This window comes from Streptomyces boetiae, from assembly GCF_031845405.1.
Lineage (GTDB): Bacteria > Actinomycetota > Actinomycetes > Streptomycetales > Streptomycetaceae > Streptomyces > Streptomyces boetiae.
This window is the reverse complement of sequence record NZ_JAVREN010000002.1, coordinates 221798-236998: the sequence shown is the minus strand read 5'-3', so window position 1 is coordinate 236998 and position 15201 is coordinate 221798. Positions and strand designations below refer to the sequence as shown.

General features: G+C 75.8%; 15 protein-coding genes. 9 read left to right on the top strand and 6 right to left on the bottom strand.

The features are described 5' to 3' along the window. Positions 1-116 precede the first annotated feature (116 nt). From RM780_RS02215 to RM780_RS02200, 4 genes are all read left to right on the top strand, one after another. A complete protein-coding gene (locus tag RM780_RS02215; RefSeq protein WP_311628683.1) occupies positions 117-278 on the top strand; it encodes a hypothetical protein in 162 nt (53 codons plus the stop codon). A 334-nt stretch (positions 279-612) separates the two neighbouring features. Further along, positions 613-1197 (top strand): hypothetical protein, encoded by a 585-nt coding sequence (locus RM780_RS02210; RefSeq protein WP_311628682.1) that lies wholly within the window; start codon positions 613-615, stop codon positions 1195-1197. Between the two features lie 375 nt (positions 1198-1572). Further along, the gene (locus tag RM780_RS02205) at positions 1573-2406 is read left to right on the top strand and encodes a protein kinase domain-containing protein (protein ID WP_311628681.1); all 834 of its coding nucleotides are present in this window, start codon (positions 1573-1575) and stop codon (positions 2404-2406) included. Between the two features lie 278 nt (positions 2407-2684). Continuing rightward, entirely contained in the window at positions 2685-3674 is a 990-nt protein-coding gene (locus RM780_RS02200) for a DUF4328 domain-containing protein (RefSeq protein WP_311628680.1), read from the top strand. 76 nt (positions 3675-3750) lie between these two features. Here the strand turns inward: RM780_RS02200 and RM780_RS02195 are convergent, their stop codons facing one another. Next, the gene (locus RM780_RS02195; protein WP_311628704.1) at positions 3751-4317 is read right to left on the bottom strand and encodes a hypothetical protein; all 567 of its coding nucleotides are present in this window, start codon (positions 4315-4317) and stop codon (positions 3751-3753) included. 5 nt (positions 4318-4322) lie between these two features. After that, positions 4323-5471, bottom strand: a complete 1149-nt coding sequence (locus tag RM780_RS02190) for an ROK family glucokinase (protein WP_311628679.1) — start codon at positions 5469-5471, stop codon at positions 4323-4325. Between the two features lie 191 nt (positions 5472-5662). Here RM780_RS02190 and RM780_RS02185 point away from each other — a divergent pair, with 191 nt between their 5' ends. After that, on the top strand, positions 5663-6850 hold the full coding sequence (locus RM780_RS02185; RefSeq protein WP_311628678.1) for an amidase: 1188 nt from the start codon (positions 5663-5665) through the stop codon (positions 6848-6850). Here the strand turns inward: RM780_RS02185 and RM780_RS02180 are convergent. The 3 genes from RM780_RS02180 to allB form a co-directional block, all read right to left on the bottom strand. Continuing rightward, entirely contained in the window at positions 6838-7311 is a 474-nt protein-coding gene (locus tag RM780_RS02180) for a ribonuclease domain-containing protein (RefSeq protein WP_311628677.1), read from the bottom strand. The two genes, RM780_RS02185 and RM780_RS02180, sit on opposite strands and share 13 nt — an antisense overlap. 126 nt (positions 7312-7437) lie before the next feature. Next, positions 7438-8583, bottom strand: coding sequence for an allantoicase (gene alc, locus RM780_RS02175; RefSeq protein ID WP_311628676.1), 1146 nt, complete (start codon positions 8581-8583; stop codon positions 7438-7440). Further along, positions 8580-9980, bottom strand: coding sequence for an allantoinase AllB (allB, locus tag RM780_RS02170; RefSeq protein WP_311628675.1), 1401 nt, complete (start codon positions 9978-9980; stop codon positions 8580-8582). The genes alc and allB overlap by 4 nt, the downstream gene beginning before the upstream one ends. A gap of 161 nt (positions 9981-10141) precedes the next feature. Between allB and RM780_RS02165 the strand changes: the two genes are divergently transcribed. Next, on the top strand, positions 10142-10969 hold the full coding sequence (locus tag RM780_RS02165) for an IclR family transcriptional regulator (protein ID WP_311628674.1): 828 nt from the start codon (positions 10142-10144) through the stop codon (positions 10967-10969). Between the two features lie 351 nt (positions 10970-11320). On the opposite strand, the gene RM780_RS02160 is transcribed toward RM780_RS02165, so the two are convergent. Continuing rightward, positions 11321-12136: a putative protein N(5)-glutamine methyltransferase gene (locus RM780_RS02160; protein ID WP_311628703.1), complete on the bottom strand. Its 816-nt coding sequence runs from the start codon at positions 12134-12136 to the stop codon at positions 11321-11323. Between the two features lie 67 nt (positions 12137-12203). Here RM780_RS02160 and RM780_RS02155 point away from each other — a divergent pair, with 67 nt between their 5' ends. The 3 genes from RM780_RS02155 to aceB all read left to right on the top strand — a co-directional run bounded on the left by RM780_RS02155 (position 12204) and on the right by aceB (position 14973). Beyond that, positions 12204-12656 (top strand): GNAT family N-acetyltransferase, encoded by a 453-nt coding sequence (locus RM780_RS02155; protein ID WP_311628673.1) that lies wholly within the window; start codon positions 12204-12206, stop codon positions 12654-12656. Continuing rightward, positions 12653-13258, top strand: coding sequence for a nucleotidyltransferase family protein (locus RM780_RS02150; RefSeq protein ID WP_311628672.1), 606 nt, complete (start codon positions 12653-12655; stop codon positions 13256-13258). Before RM780_RS02155 ends, RM780_RS02150 begins: the two co-directional genes overlap by 4 nt. 95 nt (positions 13259-13353) lie before the next feature. Beyond that, positions 13354-14973, top strand: coding sequence for a malate synthase A (aceB, locus tag RM780_RS02145; protein WP_311628671.1), 1620 nt, complete (start codon positions 13354-13356; stop codon positions 14971-14973). The last annotated feature ends 228 nt before the right edge of the window (positions 14974-15201 follow it).

Genomic DNA, 15201 nt, shown 5'->3' with positions numbered 1-15201 from the left:
TGCGGAGCGGGGCCCGGATGCGGGCTCCGGCCCCGGTCGGAGCCACCGGTTCGAGGGACGACTTCAGGAGTGACGACGATGACGTGGAACGAGGCCGGAGGCCCTGGAGCGGAGCGATGAGCGCCGCGGTGCCCGCGCCTGGCGCCGAGGACAGCCCCGGGAGCGAATCGACTCAACCGGCCCCGGATGCGAGCCAGGCCCCTGACGAGCTGGACCGGCGGTGTGCGGAGCTGAAGGCCCGCGTCGAGGCGCACTTCGCGGAGCTGAAGCGCCGATGACCGGCCCAAGACCCGGCGCGGGACGCCACGCGCGGCCGTCGCCGCTCACGAGTTGCCGTCACCGCGCATGGAGTCGGATCAGCGCCGGCGCGCAGCCCGCCGCCCTCGCTCGGGTTCCTCCTGTGCTTCTGCATGTCCCGCTAGTGGCTATCGAGTTGAAGAAGACGAGGGAGACGATCAACGTGCCGAGGTGGATCATGCGAGGGTCCCAATGATGACCCCGGAGCGGCGCATCCTCATCGGCATCCCCGCGCGGCACCAACAGCCAGGGTCCAAGGCGCCCTCGGAGCCGGGTCCGGTCCGCCGCGCTGGTCGGCAAGCCGGGGGAACGCCCGTGGTGAACCGCAACGACGCGACGGCAGCCGCGCTTCCCGTCCTGGACGACCGCGGGCTGGTTGCTCTCTTCCATACCGGGGCCAGCCTCCCGCTGCTGGCCGCAGCCGGCCGTACGCACCCGCGGCAGATGTGCGCGCGCCTGCTCGGCCTTGGCCTGCGGCGCGTGCGGAAGGGCTGGCACGCCTACGACCCGGAGACTGAAGCGCGCGACATGGCCCGCTACCTGCGGGCCTGGTACGAGGATGGCGGGACCATACGGGCGTTCATGGACCTCGGGCTGGAGTACGGGGAAGTCCTCGCCCTGCTGGCCCCCGCCCGCCGCCGGGACGGCCGCCACGAGCGGCGCAAGCCCTGCCCCATCCCGGTGGCCAACCTCGTGCGCCGCTACCTGAACGACCTGGAGCCCCTGTCGGAACTCGCCGTCGCCTGCCGAGTCTCGGACAACGTCGTCAAACGATGGCTGGAAGAAGCCGGAGTGACGCTCCGCACCGCGCCCCAGGCCCGCGAAGCGGCCACCCCGCGCCGAGCAAGACAAGCAGCCCGCGCCTCCCGGGCCCCCGCCAACTCCCGTTCCGGCCGGTGACGAACCACCCCGGCCGAAACGGGCGCGGCAACGCCCCCTCCGCCCCGGCGGACGGGACCGGTGCCGCACGTTCCCGCCCCGGGCAGCTCTCGGGGTGGGAACCGCTCCACCACCTGAAGGAAGAAGTCCGAGCCAGAGAAGGAGCACACGTGAACCACCCGCAACCCTGCGTCTTCGCGACGCCGTGGTCAGCAACGGCGGAGACGAGGACGATAAGCAGCCCGGCGACGACGACCCCGCCCCCTCGCCCAGCCCCCACCCGGGCGACAGCGATGACGGCCGTCCCTACCTGAAGCAGCCTCCTGACCGCATGAGCACAAAGGGCCGCCCCCAGCCGGGGGTGGCCCGCTCCGCCGCCGTAACCGGACAACGACTGTGACTGACGGACCCTACGAACTCACCGACGCCATAAGGCACCTGCTGGCCCCCACCGCCGCTCGCCTCGTCATGAACCGGCGCGGGTCGACCGTCTGGAAGGTGACCGGCGAGCACGGGCGGCACGCCGTGAAGCTCGGCTATCCGGCCGCCGTCACGCACCAGTACACCGCGCTCGCGCCCGCGCGGGAGGCGGCGATTCTGCGGTTGCTCGGCCGGGAGGGCGTGCACGCGGGGGAGTGGGAGCGCGGGACGTGGAGCGTGCAGCCCTGGTACGAGGGGGAGAGCCTGTGGGAGCGCTGGGAGCCCCACCGGAGCGGCACGGCCCGGTGTGATCTCGACGTGGACGCCCTGCGGAGCGCCCAGGCCCTCGCGGCACTGCACGCCGCCGGGTGGGTCCACGGGGACGTTCAGCCCCACCACTTCCTCTTCGGCCCGGACGGCGTCCGCCTGATCGACCTCGGCCTGGCCCGGGGCGGCGAGGTCCCGGCGGCCTACGACTTCCCCCACCGCGGGTGTCTCGTCCACTACGAGAGCCCCGAGATCTCCCGCGGCGTCCTGGAGACGGGCACGGCCCTGCCCACCCCGGCCTCGGACGTCTTCGGACTCGGCGCCAGCCTGTTCATGAGCGCCACCGGCCTGCGCGCCATCGACTTCCCGCCGGAGGCCGAACGCCCCGAGCAGCGGCGCGTCATCGCCCGGGGCCGGCACCGGGACGTGGACGTCCCCGGACGCCTCGGGCCGCTCGTAGGGGCCATGCTCAGCCCCGACCCGGCCGACCGGCCCAGCATCAACGAAGTCTGCGCCGGACTCGGCTGGCGCGATCCGGCCTGAGCCTGCGCCGAGGAACGACAGCGGGCGGCGCCGGAACGTGATGGGCTCGTGACGTCGGCCCCGTCGCTCGGGGGTCCGGGGCGGGCGACGCGCTGCTACGGTCGGATGACGTTTCGCATCACCAGTGGGAGGGGTTCGGGGTGAGTTCGCTGTGTGTGCGCTGCCAACGGCAGCCGGCGGTGACGAGCGGGGGCACGTGCGCGGCCTGTGCGGAGGCGGGAACGGCCGGGGCGGGCGCGACGCCGCCTCCGGGTGTTTCGCCGCACGCGGCGCCGACGGTGGCCGGCGGGATACCCGTCGCGCCGCAGCCCCCGGGGCCCGGTCTCGACAAGCCGCCGACCGGCCCGGCGTTCCCCCAGCCGCCCGCGCCCGGGGCGCCGCCCGGACCTCAAGGGCCGCCCGCCTACCAGCAGTTCGCCCCGCCGCCGCAGTTCACTCCCCCGCCGCAGTTCGCCGCGGCCCCGCCCTACCCGCAGCCGCCGGCGTTTCCGCAGCCGCCGCACTACCCGGGGGGCGGGATGGGGCTGCCGCCGCAGTTCCTGAGCCCCAAGGGCCTGGGGACGGCCGTGGTGGTGCTGCTGAGCATCTGCATCGCCGCGCAGGTGATCCTCTTCGGCGCCAGCGCGAACCTGTCCGGCATCCTGTCCGACGTGGAGAGCGGCGAGTACTTCACCTTCCAGGAGCTGGAGGACGCCGGGGACGGCTACGACGGCGCCTTCATCCTCAGCTCCCTGATGATCCTGGCGACCGGCATCGTCTTCATCTGCTGGTTCTACCGGACGCGGGTCAACGCCGAGCTGTTCGCGCCGGGCGGGCAGCGCCTGGGGCGGGGCTGGGCCATCGGCGGCTGGTTCGTGCCCGTGGTCAACCTGTGGTTCCCCAAGCAGATCGCCAACGACGTATGGCGCTCCAGCGTTCCGTGGGGCAGGAATCCCCGGCTCGGCCTGGTGACCGCGTGGTGGGTGCTGTGGCTGATCATGTCGATCCTCTCCGGGGCCGCCTCGGTCGTCGCGCCGGATGAGATCGGCGCCGGGGACATCGACGAGTTGCAGACCGAGACCGCGCTGATGATGCTCAGCGGGGTGGTCGGCGTCGCGGCGGCGATCGTGGCGCTGATCTACGTGCGCCGGCAGACCGCGTACCAGTTGGAGAAGTACGCCCAGGGGCCGGGCCCGCAGCCCCAGCCGCCGGGCTACGGCTTCCCGGGCGGGCCCGTCGGACCCGGCGGCGCGCCCGGCGGCGCGCCGTACCCGTATCCGCCGGCCTGAGCCCGGCGTTGCACGCGAACGGTGCCCCGGACCTCCTGCGGTCCGGGGCACCGTTCTTTGTCCTTTTGCGTGCGGGTCAGGGCTCGGTGGTCGAGGCCACGTAGACCCGGGGGCGCTCCTCGCGGGTGAGGTCGACGGTGACCGCGACCTCGGGCTCGGCCTCCGACTGCCGGACGACCGTGCCGGCCCAGACCCGGGAGGGGTCGTCGAAGCGCCAGCCCATCACCTCGGCGTCGTCCCCGCTGACGGTGACCCGGCCCCCGGCCAGCTCCGTGCGGTCCGTGCCCAGCTCCTCCAGGAACGCGCTGAGCTGGCCCGGCGAGCAGCGGAACTCGACGTAGAGGGAGGAACGCTCCCAGGAGTTGGTCTCGTAGTACCCGACGTAGGCGGCGCCGTCGGGGATGGGCACGTCGTAGATGCGGCGCAGCACCCGGCTGGGCCACTCGTAGATGAGGGCGTTCGCGGAGGCCGCGCGCTCCTTGTCCTCGCCGCTGGTCCGGCTCTGGTAGGCCGAGAGGACGAGGTAGCCGGCCGGGATGGCGACCAGCAGCACCACGACCACGGCGGCGAGCCAGCGGTGCCGGGGCCGTCTGGGGGGGCGCGGGGAGGAGGGCACCGCCGGCGCGGTGGGGGCTTGGGTCATGGTGGTCACGTCCTGGCCGTCCTTCCCCGAGGTGGCAGCCGCAGCTCGAATCCGGTGCGGTGGGCCCGCGCGGCGCGGCGCCGGTTGGCGCGGCGGAACCGGCGGGCGACGAGACGGGCCAGGTCGGCGGCGCCGACCATGCCGGCGTCGGTGCCGAGCCTGGCCCGGACGATGGTGGCCTCGGGGCGGTAGCCGCGGCCGGTGAGGTGGCGGCGGAAGGCGTCCCGGGCGGGGGCGATGAGGAGGTCGTCGGCGTCGCTGACGCCGCCGCCGATGACGAAGCGGGCCGGGTCCAGGGCGGCGGCGAGGTTCGCCAGGCCGACGCCGAGCCACTGGCCGATGTCCTGGAGCAGCTCCACGCACATGGGGTCGCCGGAGCGGGCCAGCTCGGTGATCAGCGGGCCGGTGATCTCGCCGATGTGGCCGCCGACCTTCTCCAGGATGTGGTGGGCGACCGGGGAGTCGGCGGCGGCCAGCTCACGGGCCTCGCGGACCAGGGCGTTGCCGGAGCTGTACTGCTCCCAGCAGCCGCGGTTGCCGCAGGGGCAGCGGTGGCCGCCGGGGACGACCTGCATGTGGCCGAACTCGCCCGCGACGCCGTGGGTGCCGCGCTTGACGCGGCCGGCCTCCAGTATGGCGCCGCCGATGCCGGTGCCCAGCGTGATCATCACCAGGTGCTCGGCGCCGCTGCCGGCGCCGAAGCGCCACTCGGCCCAGGCGGCGGTGTTCGCGTCGTTGTCCACCATGACGGGGACATCGAGGCGGGCGGCGAGGGCGTCGCGCAGGGGCTCGTTGCGCCAGGCGAGGTGGGGGGCGAAGAGGACCTTGGAGCGGTCGGCGTCGACCCAGCCGGCGGCGCCGATGCCGACGGCGTGCACATCGTGCCGGTCGGAGAGGTCCAGGACCAGCTCGGTGATGGTGTCCTCGACGACCTTGGGGCTCTTGGACTTGTCCGGGGTCTCGGTGCGCAGCCGCTCCAGGACGGTGCCGTCGGCGTCGACCACGCCGGCCATGACCTTGGTGCCGCCGATGTCGATGCCGACGGTGGGAACCCGGGGAGCGGACAAGTGCGAACGCCGCTCCCTCGTCGCCGCCGCCCGCCGCACCGTATCCCGCACCGCCCGGCCCTGCGCGCGCTCCCGGTAGGTACTCATCGGCTCGATTGTGCCCTACCCGGACCGCCTCCGCGGCAGTCCGGGTCCCGGCCTCGGCCCCCCACCGTGGGGGTCCGCCTGCGGCGGCGGGAGCTCTGCCCTGCGGCGGGGTTCCGCAGGAGGCGAAGGCCTTCGTCTCCGGGAGCGGCCCGTCAGGGCCCCGTAGCGTGGGCGGCGAGGGAGGTGGGTCGGTGCGTCACGGGGTCGTGGACATCGTGCGGGGCGTGCTCGCGCGGGATGTGTCGGCCGTCGAGGTGGTGGAGGGGGTCTTGGGGGGGGTGCGGGTGGGGGACGGGGAGGTGCGGGCGTTCGTCGAGGTGTGGGGGGAGGAGGCGGTGCGGCGGGCACGGGAGGTGGATGAGGGGGTGCGGCGGGGGGAGCGGCCGGCTCTGGCGGGGGTGCCGATCGGGGTGAAGGCGAGTGAGGGGCTGGGGTCGGCGCAGAGCCGGAGGCTGGTCGCGGCCGGGTGCGTGCCCGTGGGGGCGACGGCCGTGCCGGGGGGCGGGACGCCCTGGCAGACCTGGGGCAGCACCCCGCGCGGGCCGACGCGGAACCCGCGCCTGGCCGGGCGTTCCCCCGGCGGGTCCTCGGCCGGGTCGGCCGCCGCCGTGGCCGCGGAGCTGGTGCCGCTGGCCACCGGCAGCGACGGCGCCGGATCGGTCCGCATCCCCGCCGCCTGGTGCGGGGTCCTGGGGCTGAAGCCGACCAACGGCACGCTGCCCGCCCGCGACCGCGCCGGGCTGAACGTCGGCGGGCCCCTGGTCCGCCACGCCGAGGACGCCGCCGCATGGCTGGCCGCGGTCACGGGCCTCCCGGCGGGGCCGAAGGAGCCCGAGCGGGCGCCGCGCGTGGCGTGGTCGGCGACGCTGGGGTTCGCGGACACCGACCCGGAGGTCGCGAGGGTCGCCGAGTCCGCGCTGAACGCCCTCGTCGGCCGTGGACTCCTGTGCCTGCGGGGGGACTTGGAGGTGCGGCTGCGGGACCCGGCGGAGGTCTGGGAGGCGCTGCGGGCGGGGCGCGAAGCGGCCCGGGCGGTCAACGACGCGGCGCTGTCCCGCCTGTTCGCGGAGGCCGACCTCCTGGCCACCCCCACGACGCCGAACCCCCCGCACGGGCCGCGAGGCCCGGGCCCGCGCTTCTCCACGGCGCTGACCTGGGCGTTCAACCTCAGCGGCCACCCGGCCGTCTCGGTCCCCGCCGGAGTCACCCCGGCGGGCGAGCCGGTCGGCCTCCACCTGGTGGCCCGCCACGGCGAGGAACACCTGCTCCTGTGGGCGGCGCGCGCCGCCGAGGCGCTGGGCCGCGGACGACGGGGGCGCCGGGACCGCGTGGGGGACGGTCCCGGCGCCCGGTGGGGGGACGCTGGTCAGCAGGCGTAGTCGACGAGGTCGAACGACGCGTAGTGGTCGGCGGTGTAGTAGTCCTCCTGGGCGCGCTCGCCCGTCACGACCCGGCGGGCGCCGCGGTCGTCGCTGCCGGGGGTCTCCACGGTGTACTCGTGGTAGTAGCCGGTGGGCTGGGAGGGGAGCAGGCCCTCGCGGTTGTAGAAGGTGCCGCCGTCCTGCGGGTAGGGGTACGGGCCGCCCTGTTCGATGAGGTCGAGGGTGTCGTGCGCCTCGGGCGGCAGGGCGGAGTAGCAGATGTCCCCGAAGTCCAGCGGCGCGACGAAGGCCGCGGGGGCGCTGGTCGTGGGGGCGTTGATCGTGGGGGCGTTGATCGTGGGGGCGGGGGCAGTGGCCGCGGCGGCGGGGCCGCCGAGGAACAGCGTGGCCAGCAGGGCGCCGAGGGCGGCGGCCCGGGCGCGGCGTGCCGTTTTCCTGGTGGGGGTAAACATGCCCATGCCATCAATGTGACGCGCGTAGCGCGACACGCGTCAACCGCATCGGCCCGATGTTTTCCAGGAGTTCACACATGGCGACCGGCCGGACACAGCTTCACCGCACCGGGCCCCGGGGCCCTCACCCGCTCAGCGCGTCAGCTCGGCGTACCGCACCCGCAGCGCGCGTTCCCCCTCACGGGTGAGCGAGCCGTGCAGCCGCAGCCGGGCGACGCCGCCGTCGGGGAAGACGTCCAGGCGCGCGTGGGTGGCCGGGCCGGCGGCGCCGAGCACGAAGCGGTGCACGGCGTCGGGTTCCAGCGGGGTGCGGGGCAGCACCTCGCGCCAGCCGGTGCCCGCGGCGGCGTCGCGGACGGAGAGCGCGGCCCAGCCGGGGGCATTGCCCTTGTACGTGCCGGTGTCGATCTCCACGGCGCGGATCTCCGCCTGCCCCGCGAGCCGGTAGCGCAGCCAGTCGTGGCCGCGGTCGCGGCGGCGCCGGGTCTCCCAGCCCTCGTCCATGGTGCGCGGGCGGCCGGGGTGGAGGGTGTGCACGGGCGGGGAGTAGAAGCGGTCGGAGGCGTCCTCGGCGAGCCCGCCGTTCTCCAGGGCGAGGAGGTCGAACGTGCCCAGCGCCGCCAGCCAGTCCGGGTCGGGAACGGCCTCCCCGTACGCGCGCAGGCGGGCGACGCCGCCGTCGGGGTACTGGCGCAGGCGCAGGTGGGTCAGGCGCCGGGGGACGGCGACGGGGAAGGCGTGGGCGGCGTGGCCGCCGACCTCGGCGCGGGGGACGAGGGTGGTCCAGCTCGCCGCGTCGCCTGGGGTGGCGGTGCCCTCGACGCTGACGGCCTGGGGGTGGTTGCCGCGGAAGTGGGCGGTGTCGACGAGGAGTCCGTGGACCAGGCCGGGGAGGCCGAGGCGGATCAGGGCCCAGTCGTGGTCGCCGGCGGCGGGGTGGGGCTCGGCGCCGTCGGGGCCGCGGCGGCGGCGGGTCTCCCAGCCGTCCATGACCTTGCCCTTGTGGCCGAAGGCGTGGGGGTCGAACTCGGCGCGGCCGGGGTTGATCAGGTTCTCCCGCTCGGCGAAGAACTCGTCGCTCGCGGCGATCACCGAGCCGCCCAGGCGCCGGTCGGCGAGGTCGGGGTAGCGGTGGGCCCAGGGGACGTCCTCGGGCTCGGGGGCGCGGTAGTCGGCGTAGGGGTCGCCGCCGGCGTAGGGGCGGGCGTTCCCGGCGAAGACCGTCGCGGGGGCGGCGGCCGGGCCGGGCGTGTGCCGGGCGGTGTCGCCGGAGGTCATGCGGGGGTCCTCTCCTCGGGGGCGGAGCGCGCGAGGCCCGCGGCCGGGGTGCGCTCCGGGCGCAGCAGCGTCCCCGCGCGCTCCAGGGCCCGGCCGTCCGCGGCGATCAGCCGCCCGCGCAGCCAGGTGGCGCGGACGACGCCGCGCAGGGTGCGCCCGGCATAGGCGGTGACGGGGTTGCGGTGGTGCAGGGCGGCGGGGTCGACGGTGAAGGAGGCCTCGGGGTCGAGGACGGCGAAGTCGGCGTCCATGCCGGGGGCGATGGCGCCCTTGCGGGCGAGGCCGGCCAGGCGGGCGGGGCTGGTGGCCATCCAGCGGGCGACGTCGGCCAGGCCGTGCCCGCGGGCGCGGGCGGCGGTCCAGACGGCGGGCAGGCCGAGCTGGAGGGAGGCGATGCCGCCCCAGGCGGCGCCGAAGTCGGGCACCTTCAGGTCGGCGGTGCACGGGGAGTGGTCGGAGACGACGCAGTCGATGACGCCCTCGGCCAGGCCCCGCCACAGCAGGTCCTGGTTGGCCGCCTCCCTGATCGGCGGGCAGCACTTGAACTCGGTTGCTCCGTCCGGGACTTCCTCGGCGGTGAGGGTGAGGAAGTGAGGGCAGGTCTCGGCGGTGACGCGCACGCCCTCGGCCCGGGCGGCGGCGATCAGCGGCAGCGCCCCGGCCGCGGAGAGGTGCAGGACGTGCACCCGGACCCCGGTCTCGCGGGCCAGGCGCAGCAGCAGCGCGATGGCCTCGGTCTCGGCGCGCTCGGGGCGCGAGGCGAGGAAGTCGGCGTAGCGGGGGCTGCCGTCGGCGGGCGGGGCGGCGGCGAGCTGGCCGGGGTCCTCGGCGTGCACGATCAGCAGGCCGTCGAAGGCGGCCAGCTCGGCGAGTGCGGCGGCCAGGCCGTCCGCGTCCAGCTCGGGGAACTCCTCGACGCCGGAGGGCGAGAGGAAGCACTTGAACCCGAAGACCCCGGCGTCGTGGAGGGCGCGCAGGCCCCCGGCGTTGGCGGGCACGGCGCCGCCCCAGAAGCCGGTGTCGGTGTGCACCTGGGGGCGGGCGACGTCCCGCTTGATCTCCAGGTTGGCGGGGGTGGTGGTGGGCGGGACGCTGTTGAGGGGCATGTCGAGCAGGGTGGTGATCCCGCCGGCCGCGGCGGCGCGGGTGGCGGTGGCGAAGCCCTCCCAGGCGGTGCGGCCGGGGTCGTTGACGTGCACGTGGGTGTCGACCAGGCCGGGGAGCAGGGCGGCGTCCCCGTAGTCCACGACGCGGGCGCCGGGCGGGGCGGGGGCGTCGTGCGGGAGAACGCCCGTGACGCGGCCGTCCTCGACGGCGACGGCCGCCGGGCGTTCTCCCTCGGGGGTGACCACGCGCCCGGCGCGCAGCAGCAGCCGCGCGCTGTCGTTGCCCGTCACACGCCCTCCTTCCCGCCCGCCTCCGGGCTTCGCCGGGGCCCTCCCGGGCCTTCTTCAACTTTCTGTTGAAACCGCTCCCTCCCGATCCTCAGGCGGCTCAGGCGCCCAGTCAAGGGCGGGTAGGCTGCGGTGGTCCGCTACTACCGAATGAGGAACGCGACGTGCCGCCGTCCGACGTGCGCAAGTCCTCCGCCAGCGGCGGGGTTCAGTCCCTGGAGCGCGCCTTCGCGCTGCTTGAGCACATGGCCGACGCCGGCGGCGAGACGGGGCTGAGCGAGCTGGCCGCCAGCAGCGGGCTTCCGCTGCCCACGATCCACCGGCTGATGCGCACGCTGGTGGCCTGCGGCTACGTCCGGCAGCAGCCCAACCGCCGCTACGCCCTGGGCCCGCGCCTCATCCGGCTGGGCGAGGCCGCGGCCCGGCCGCTGGCCACCTGGGCGCGCCCGCACCTGGCCCGGCTGGTGGAGGCGACCGGCGAGACGGCGAACATGGCCCTTCTGGACGGCGACGAGGTCGTCTACGTCGCGCAGGTGCCCTCGCGCCACTCGATGCGGATGTTCACGGAGGTCGGCCGCCGGGTCCGCCCGCACGCCACGGGCGTGGGCAAGGCGCTGCTGGCCGGGCTGCCGGACGCGGAGGTGCGGGCGCTGCTGGGCCGCACGGGGATGCCGGCCGCCACGGAGCGGACCCTGACCACGCCGGACGCGTTCCTCGCGGCCCTGGCGACCGTGCGGGAGCACGGCTTCGCCGTGGACGACAACGAGCAGGAGATAGGCGTCCGGTGCATCGCCGTGCTGGTGCCCGACTCCCCCACCGCGGCGGCGATCTCCGTCTCGGGCCCGGCCGGGCGCCTGACGGACGCGGCCACCGAGAAGATGGTCCCCCTCCTCCAGGAGGTGGCCCGCGAGCTGTCCGCGGCCCTGGCGGGCGCGGCGCTCCCCGAGACCGAGGGCCCCGGGGAGCCGGACCCCGAGGCGGCCCCGGGCTGAGCCGGCGGGCCCTCGCCCGATCCCCCGGCGGCGGGCCTTGGCACCATCGCCCGGCGGCCGGATGCGCCGTCGCCGCGCCGGCGAGCGCGCGCGGCGCCCCGGACGCTCCGCGGGGCCGCCCGGCCCGCGCCCGCCGGAGGGCCGAGGGGCCCGGCGGGCGAAGCCGAACCACCCCGCCGACGGCGGAGGCCGGGCGTTCCCGCCGCCGCAGGGGCACCGACCGCGGCCGGGTCGGCCGGCCCGGCCCGGCCCGGCCCCCGGAGTCCGGGTGATCGGCCCGGCGACGGAAAGCGTGCCCACGCACCGCCCCTCGCCCTCCCGCGCGGGAGGGCGAGGCCCCCGCACGGCCGGTCAGGGCGCGGAACGCCCCGCGCGGGGGGCCGTGGCGATCAGGATCGTCGCGTCCAGGTCGGGGTCGGTGGCCGGGGTGGCCTTCAGACCGGCGGCGGTGAGGGCCGCGAGGGCGGCCGGGGTCTGGCGTTGCGTGGTCTCGCTCAGCAGGGAGCCGCCGGGGGTCAGCCAGGCGGGGGCCCCGGCGGCGACGCGGCGCAGGAGGGCCAGGCCGTCCGGGCCGCCGTCCAGCGCGTGCGCGGGCTCGTGGTCCCTGGCCTCGGGCGGCAGCAGCGGGATCTCGCCGGTCGGGACGTAGGGAACGTTCGCCACCAGCACGTCGATCCGGCCGCACAGCGCGGCGGGCAGCGCCTCGAACAGGTCGCCCTCGTACACGCGCGCGCCGAGGTTGCGCCGGGCGCAGCGGACGGCGGCCGGGTCGAGGTCGGCGGCGTGGACCTCGGCGGCGGGAACGGCCGCGGCCAGGGCGGCGGCCACCGCGCCCGACCCGCAGCACAGGTCGAGGGCGACGGGCGCGGGGCCGGCCGCGCCCAGCAGGGCCGCCGCCTGGCGGGCCAGGAACTCGGTGCGGCGGCGCGGGACGAAGACGCCCGGCTCCAGGACGAGGCGCAGGCCGAGGAACTCGGCCCAGCCGACGACCTGTTCGAGCGGGTGCCCGGCGGTGCGGCGCTCGACCAGCGCCTCCAGCTCGGCCGGGGTGCGGGCGGCCCGAAGCAGCAGCGCAGCCTCCTCCTCGGCGAAGACGCAGCCGGCGGCGCGCAGCCGCGCCACGACGGAGGCGGGGACGGAAGGGGCGGGGTTCTCGTGCGGGGACATAAGATCGCCGGTCACCCTAGCGGACCCCCGTCGGGAGCACCCTCCCCGGGCATGCATACTGCGGGTCATGACTGCTGCACAGGGCGAGGGCACGGTGCTGACCGTGGGCGGACGGGACGACGAGCTGAACCAGCGGCTGGGGGACGAGCTGGAGGCGTTCAACGACACCGCGACCGGCACCGGTGACCACGGGGCGCTGTCGGTACGGGTGACGGACGGGAAGGGCGGGCTGATCGGCGGGCTCGCGGGGTGGACCTGGGGCGGGCTGTTCGAGATCGAGCTGCTGTGGGTGCGCGCGAGCAGCCGCGGCGAGGGCTGGGGCGGCAAGGTGCTGCGGGCCGCCGAGGAGGAGGCCCTCCGGCGCGGCTGCGACCGGGTGGTGCTGGCCTCGTACACCTTCCAGGCCCCTGAGTTCTACAAGCGCCACGGCTACATCGAGACCGGCCGCACGCCGGGCATCCCGGGGGGACACGCGGACGTGACGCTGTACAAGGCGCTGCGGCCTACAGTGGCCGCATGACGCCACGCCCCGGAACGGCCGTCGCCGGGCTGCTTCTCGCGGCCGGCGGCGGCCGGCGGCTCGGGGGGCGCGCGAAGGCGCTGCTGGAGCACCGGGGGACGCTTTTCGTGGAACGCGCGGCGCGGGCGTTGCTCGTGGCCGGGTGCGCGCCGGTGCACGTGGTGCTCGGGGCGCAGGCCGAGGAGGTCCGCGCGCGGGCGCGCCTGCCGGGGTGCGTGCTGGTGGAGAACCCGGGGTGGGCCTCGGGCATGGGCTCCTCGCTGCGGGCCGGGCTCGCGTCGCTGGAGGAGCGCGGCGCGGGGGGTGCGCTGGTGGCGCTGGTGGACCAGCCCGGCGTCGGCGCGGAGGCGATGGCCCGGGTGCTGGGGGCGTACCGCTCCCCCGCCACCCTCGCGGCGGCGGCCTACGGCGGCCTGCGCGGGCACCCGGTGCTGCTGGGCGCGGCCCACTTCGCGGCGGTGAGGGAGGCGGCGCGGGGTGATCAGGGGGCGCGCGGGTACCTGCGGGGGCGGGAGATCGCGCTGGTCGAGTGCGGGGACGTGGCCTCGCCGGAGGACATCGACGCCCCCGCGGATCTGGCCCGGTTCCTCGATCGGCCCTGAAGCTGATTGATCTTCCATGATGAGAAAACTAATATCCATTTCCAGACTCGCCCCAGGCTCGTCCCGTTGAAGGTCCGATGAAGGAGTGACCGCCCATGTCCGCCGTCACCGTCGCAGCATCGCGCGCCCTGCCCCGGCAGGACGAGGTGCTCTCCGAAGAGGCGCTGGCCTTCGTGGCCGAGCTCCACCGGCGGTTCACCCCGCGCCGCGACGAACTGCTGGGCCGCAGGCAGGAGCGGCGGGCCGAGATCGCCCGCACCGGCCGCCTGGACTTCCTGCCGGAGACCGCGGACCTCCGCGCGGACGACTCCTGGCGGGTGGCCCCCGCCCCGCCCGCCCTCCAGGACCGGCGGGTGGAGATCACCGGCCCCACCGACCGCAAGATGACCGTCAACGCCCTCAACTCCGGCGCCCGCATCTGGCTCGCGGACTTCGAGGACGCCTCCTCCCCCACCTGGGAGAACGTGATCGGCGGGCAGCTGAGCCTGTCCGACGCCTACCGCCGCCGGATCGACTTCACCGACGAGCGCGGCAAGGAGTACGCGCTGCGCCCCGACGAGGAGCTGGCCACCGTGGTCATGCGCCCGCGCGGCTGGCACCTGGACGAGCGGCACCTGACCGTGGCCGGGCGGCCCGTGCCCGGCGCGCTGGTGGACTTCGGGCTGTACTTCTTCCACAACGCCCGGCGGCTGATCGAGCTGGGCAAGGGCCCGTACTTCTACCTGCCGAAGCTGGAGTCGCACCTGGAGGCGCGGCTGTGGAACGACGTCTTCCGCTTCGCGCAGGGCGAGCTGGGCCTGCCGGACGGGACGGTCCGGGCCACGGTCCTGATCGAGACGATCACGGCGGCCTTCGAGATGGAGGAGATCCTCTACGAGCTGCGCGAGCACGCCTCCGGGCTGAACGCCGGCCGCTGGGACTACCTCTTCTCGCTGGTGAAGAACTTCCGCGACGGCGGCGAGAAGTACGTCCTGCCCGACCGGAACTCCGTGACCATGACCGCGCCCTTCATGCGCGCCTACACCGACCTGCTGGTGCGCACCTGCCACCGGCGCGGGGCGCACGCGATCGGCGGCATGGCGGCGTTCATCCCCTCCCGCGACGCCAAGGCCAACGCGGTGGCCTTCGAGAAGGTCAGGTCCGACAAGGACCGCGAGGCCGGGGACGGCTTCGACGGCTCCTGGGTGGCGCACCCGGGCCTGGTGCCGGTGGCGCGGGCGGCCTTCGACGCGGTGCTCGGGGAGCGCCCGCACCAGAAGGACCGGCTGCGCGAGGACGTCGCCGTCAGCGCGGACGACCTGCTGGCCATCGACTCGCTCAAGGCCCGCCCCTCCTGCGACGGCCTGAAGAACGCCATCCAGGTCGGGACCCGCTACCTCCAGTCCTGGCTGGCCGGGCGCGGGGCGGTCGCCGTCTTCAACCTGATGGAGGACGTGGCCACGGCCGAGATCTCCCGCTCCCAGATCTGGCAGTGGATCAACGCCGGGGTGGAGCTGGAGGACACCGGCGAGCGGGTCACCCGCGAGTACGTCCGCCAGGTGGCCGCCGACCAGCTCCTGGCGATCCGCGACGAGGTCGGCGAGGACGCGTACGTCTCCGGCGGCTGGGAGCGGGCGTTCGACCTGCTGATGCGGATCTCCCTGGCCGAGGAGTACGTCGACTTCCTCACCCTCCCCGCCTACGAACTCCTGGCCGAGCCCCCGGCGTTGCCCTGAGGCCGGGCGGGCGCGACGGCCGGCCACGGCCGGCCGCCCCGGCCGGCGGGCGGGCGGGCCCGTCGGTGTGCTGCGGCCACGGCCGGCCGACGGGCGGTCCGCGGGCCACGGCCGAGCAGGCGTCCGCCGGACGGAAAAGGCGGCCCCAGAACGCAGCGCCCGCCGGGCCAGAGCCCGCAGGTGCCCGCAGGGCGCAGTGGCTGCGGGGCGCAGCAGCGCTCCCAGGCC

Bases quoted from the DNA above. Each gene is read 5' to 3' on its own strand.
- RM780_RS02190 (WP_311628679.1), bottom strand. From the start codon at position 5,471: ATGAGTACCTACCGGGAGCGCGCGCAGGGCCGGGCGGTGCGGGATACG.
- RM780_RS02215 (WP_311628683.1), top strand. From the start codon at position 117: ATGAGCGCCGCGGTGCCCGCGCCTGGCGCCGAGGACAGCCCCGGGAGC.
- RM780_RS02180 (WP_311628677.1), bottom strand. From the start codon at position 7,311: ATGGGCATGTTTACCCCCACCAGGAAAACGGCACGCCGCGCCCGGGCC.
- RM780_RS02155 (WP_311628673.1), top strand. From the start codon at position 12,204: ATGACTGCTGCACAGGGCGAGGGCACGGTGCTGACCGTGGGCGGACGG.
- RM780_RS02195 (WP_311628704.1), bottom strand. From the start codon at position 4,317: ATGACCCAAGCCCCCACCGCGCCGGCGGTGCCCTCCTCCCCGCGCCCC.
- aceB (WP_311628671.1), top strand. From the start codon at position 13,354: ATGTCCGCCGTCACCGTCGCAGCATCGCGCGCCCTGCCCCGGCAGGAC.
- RM780_RS02160 (WP_311628703.1), bottom strand. From the start codon at position 12,136: ATGTCCCCGCACGAGAACCCCGCCCCTTCCGTCCCCGCCTCCGTCGTG.
- RM780_RS02150 (WP_311628672.1), top strand. From the start codon at position 12,653: ATGACGCCACGCCCCGGAACGGCCGTCGCCGGGCTGCTTCTCGCGGCC.
- alc (WP_311628676.1), bottom strand. From the start codon at position 8,583: ATGACCTCCGGCGACACCGCCCGGCACACGCCCGGCCCGGCCGCCGCC.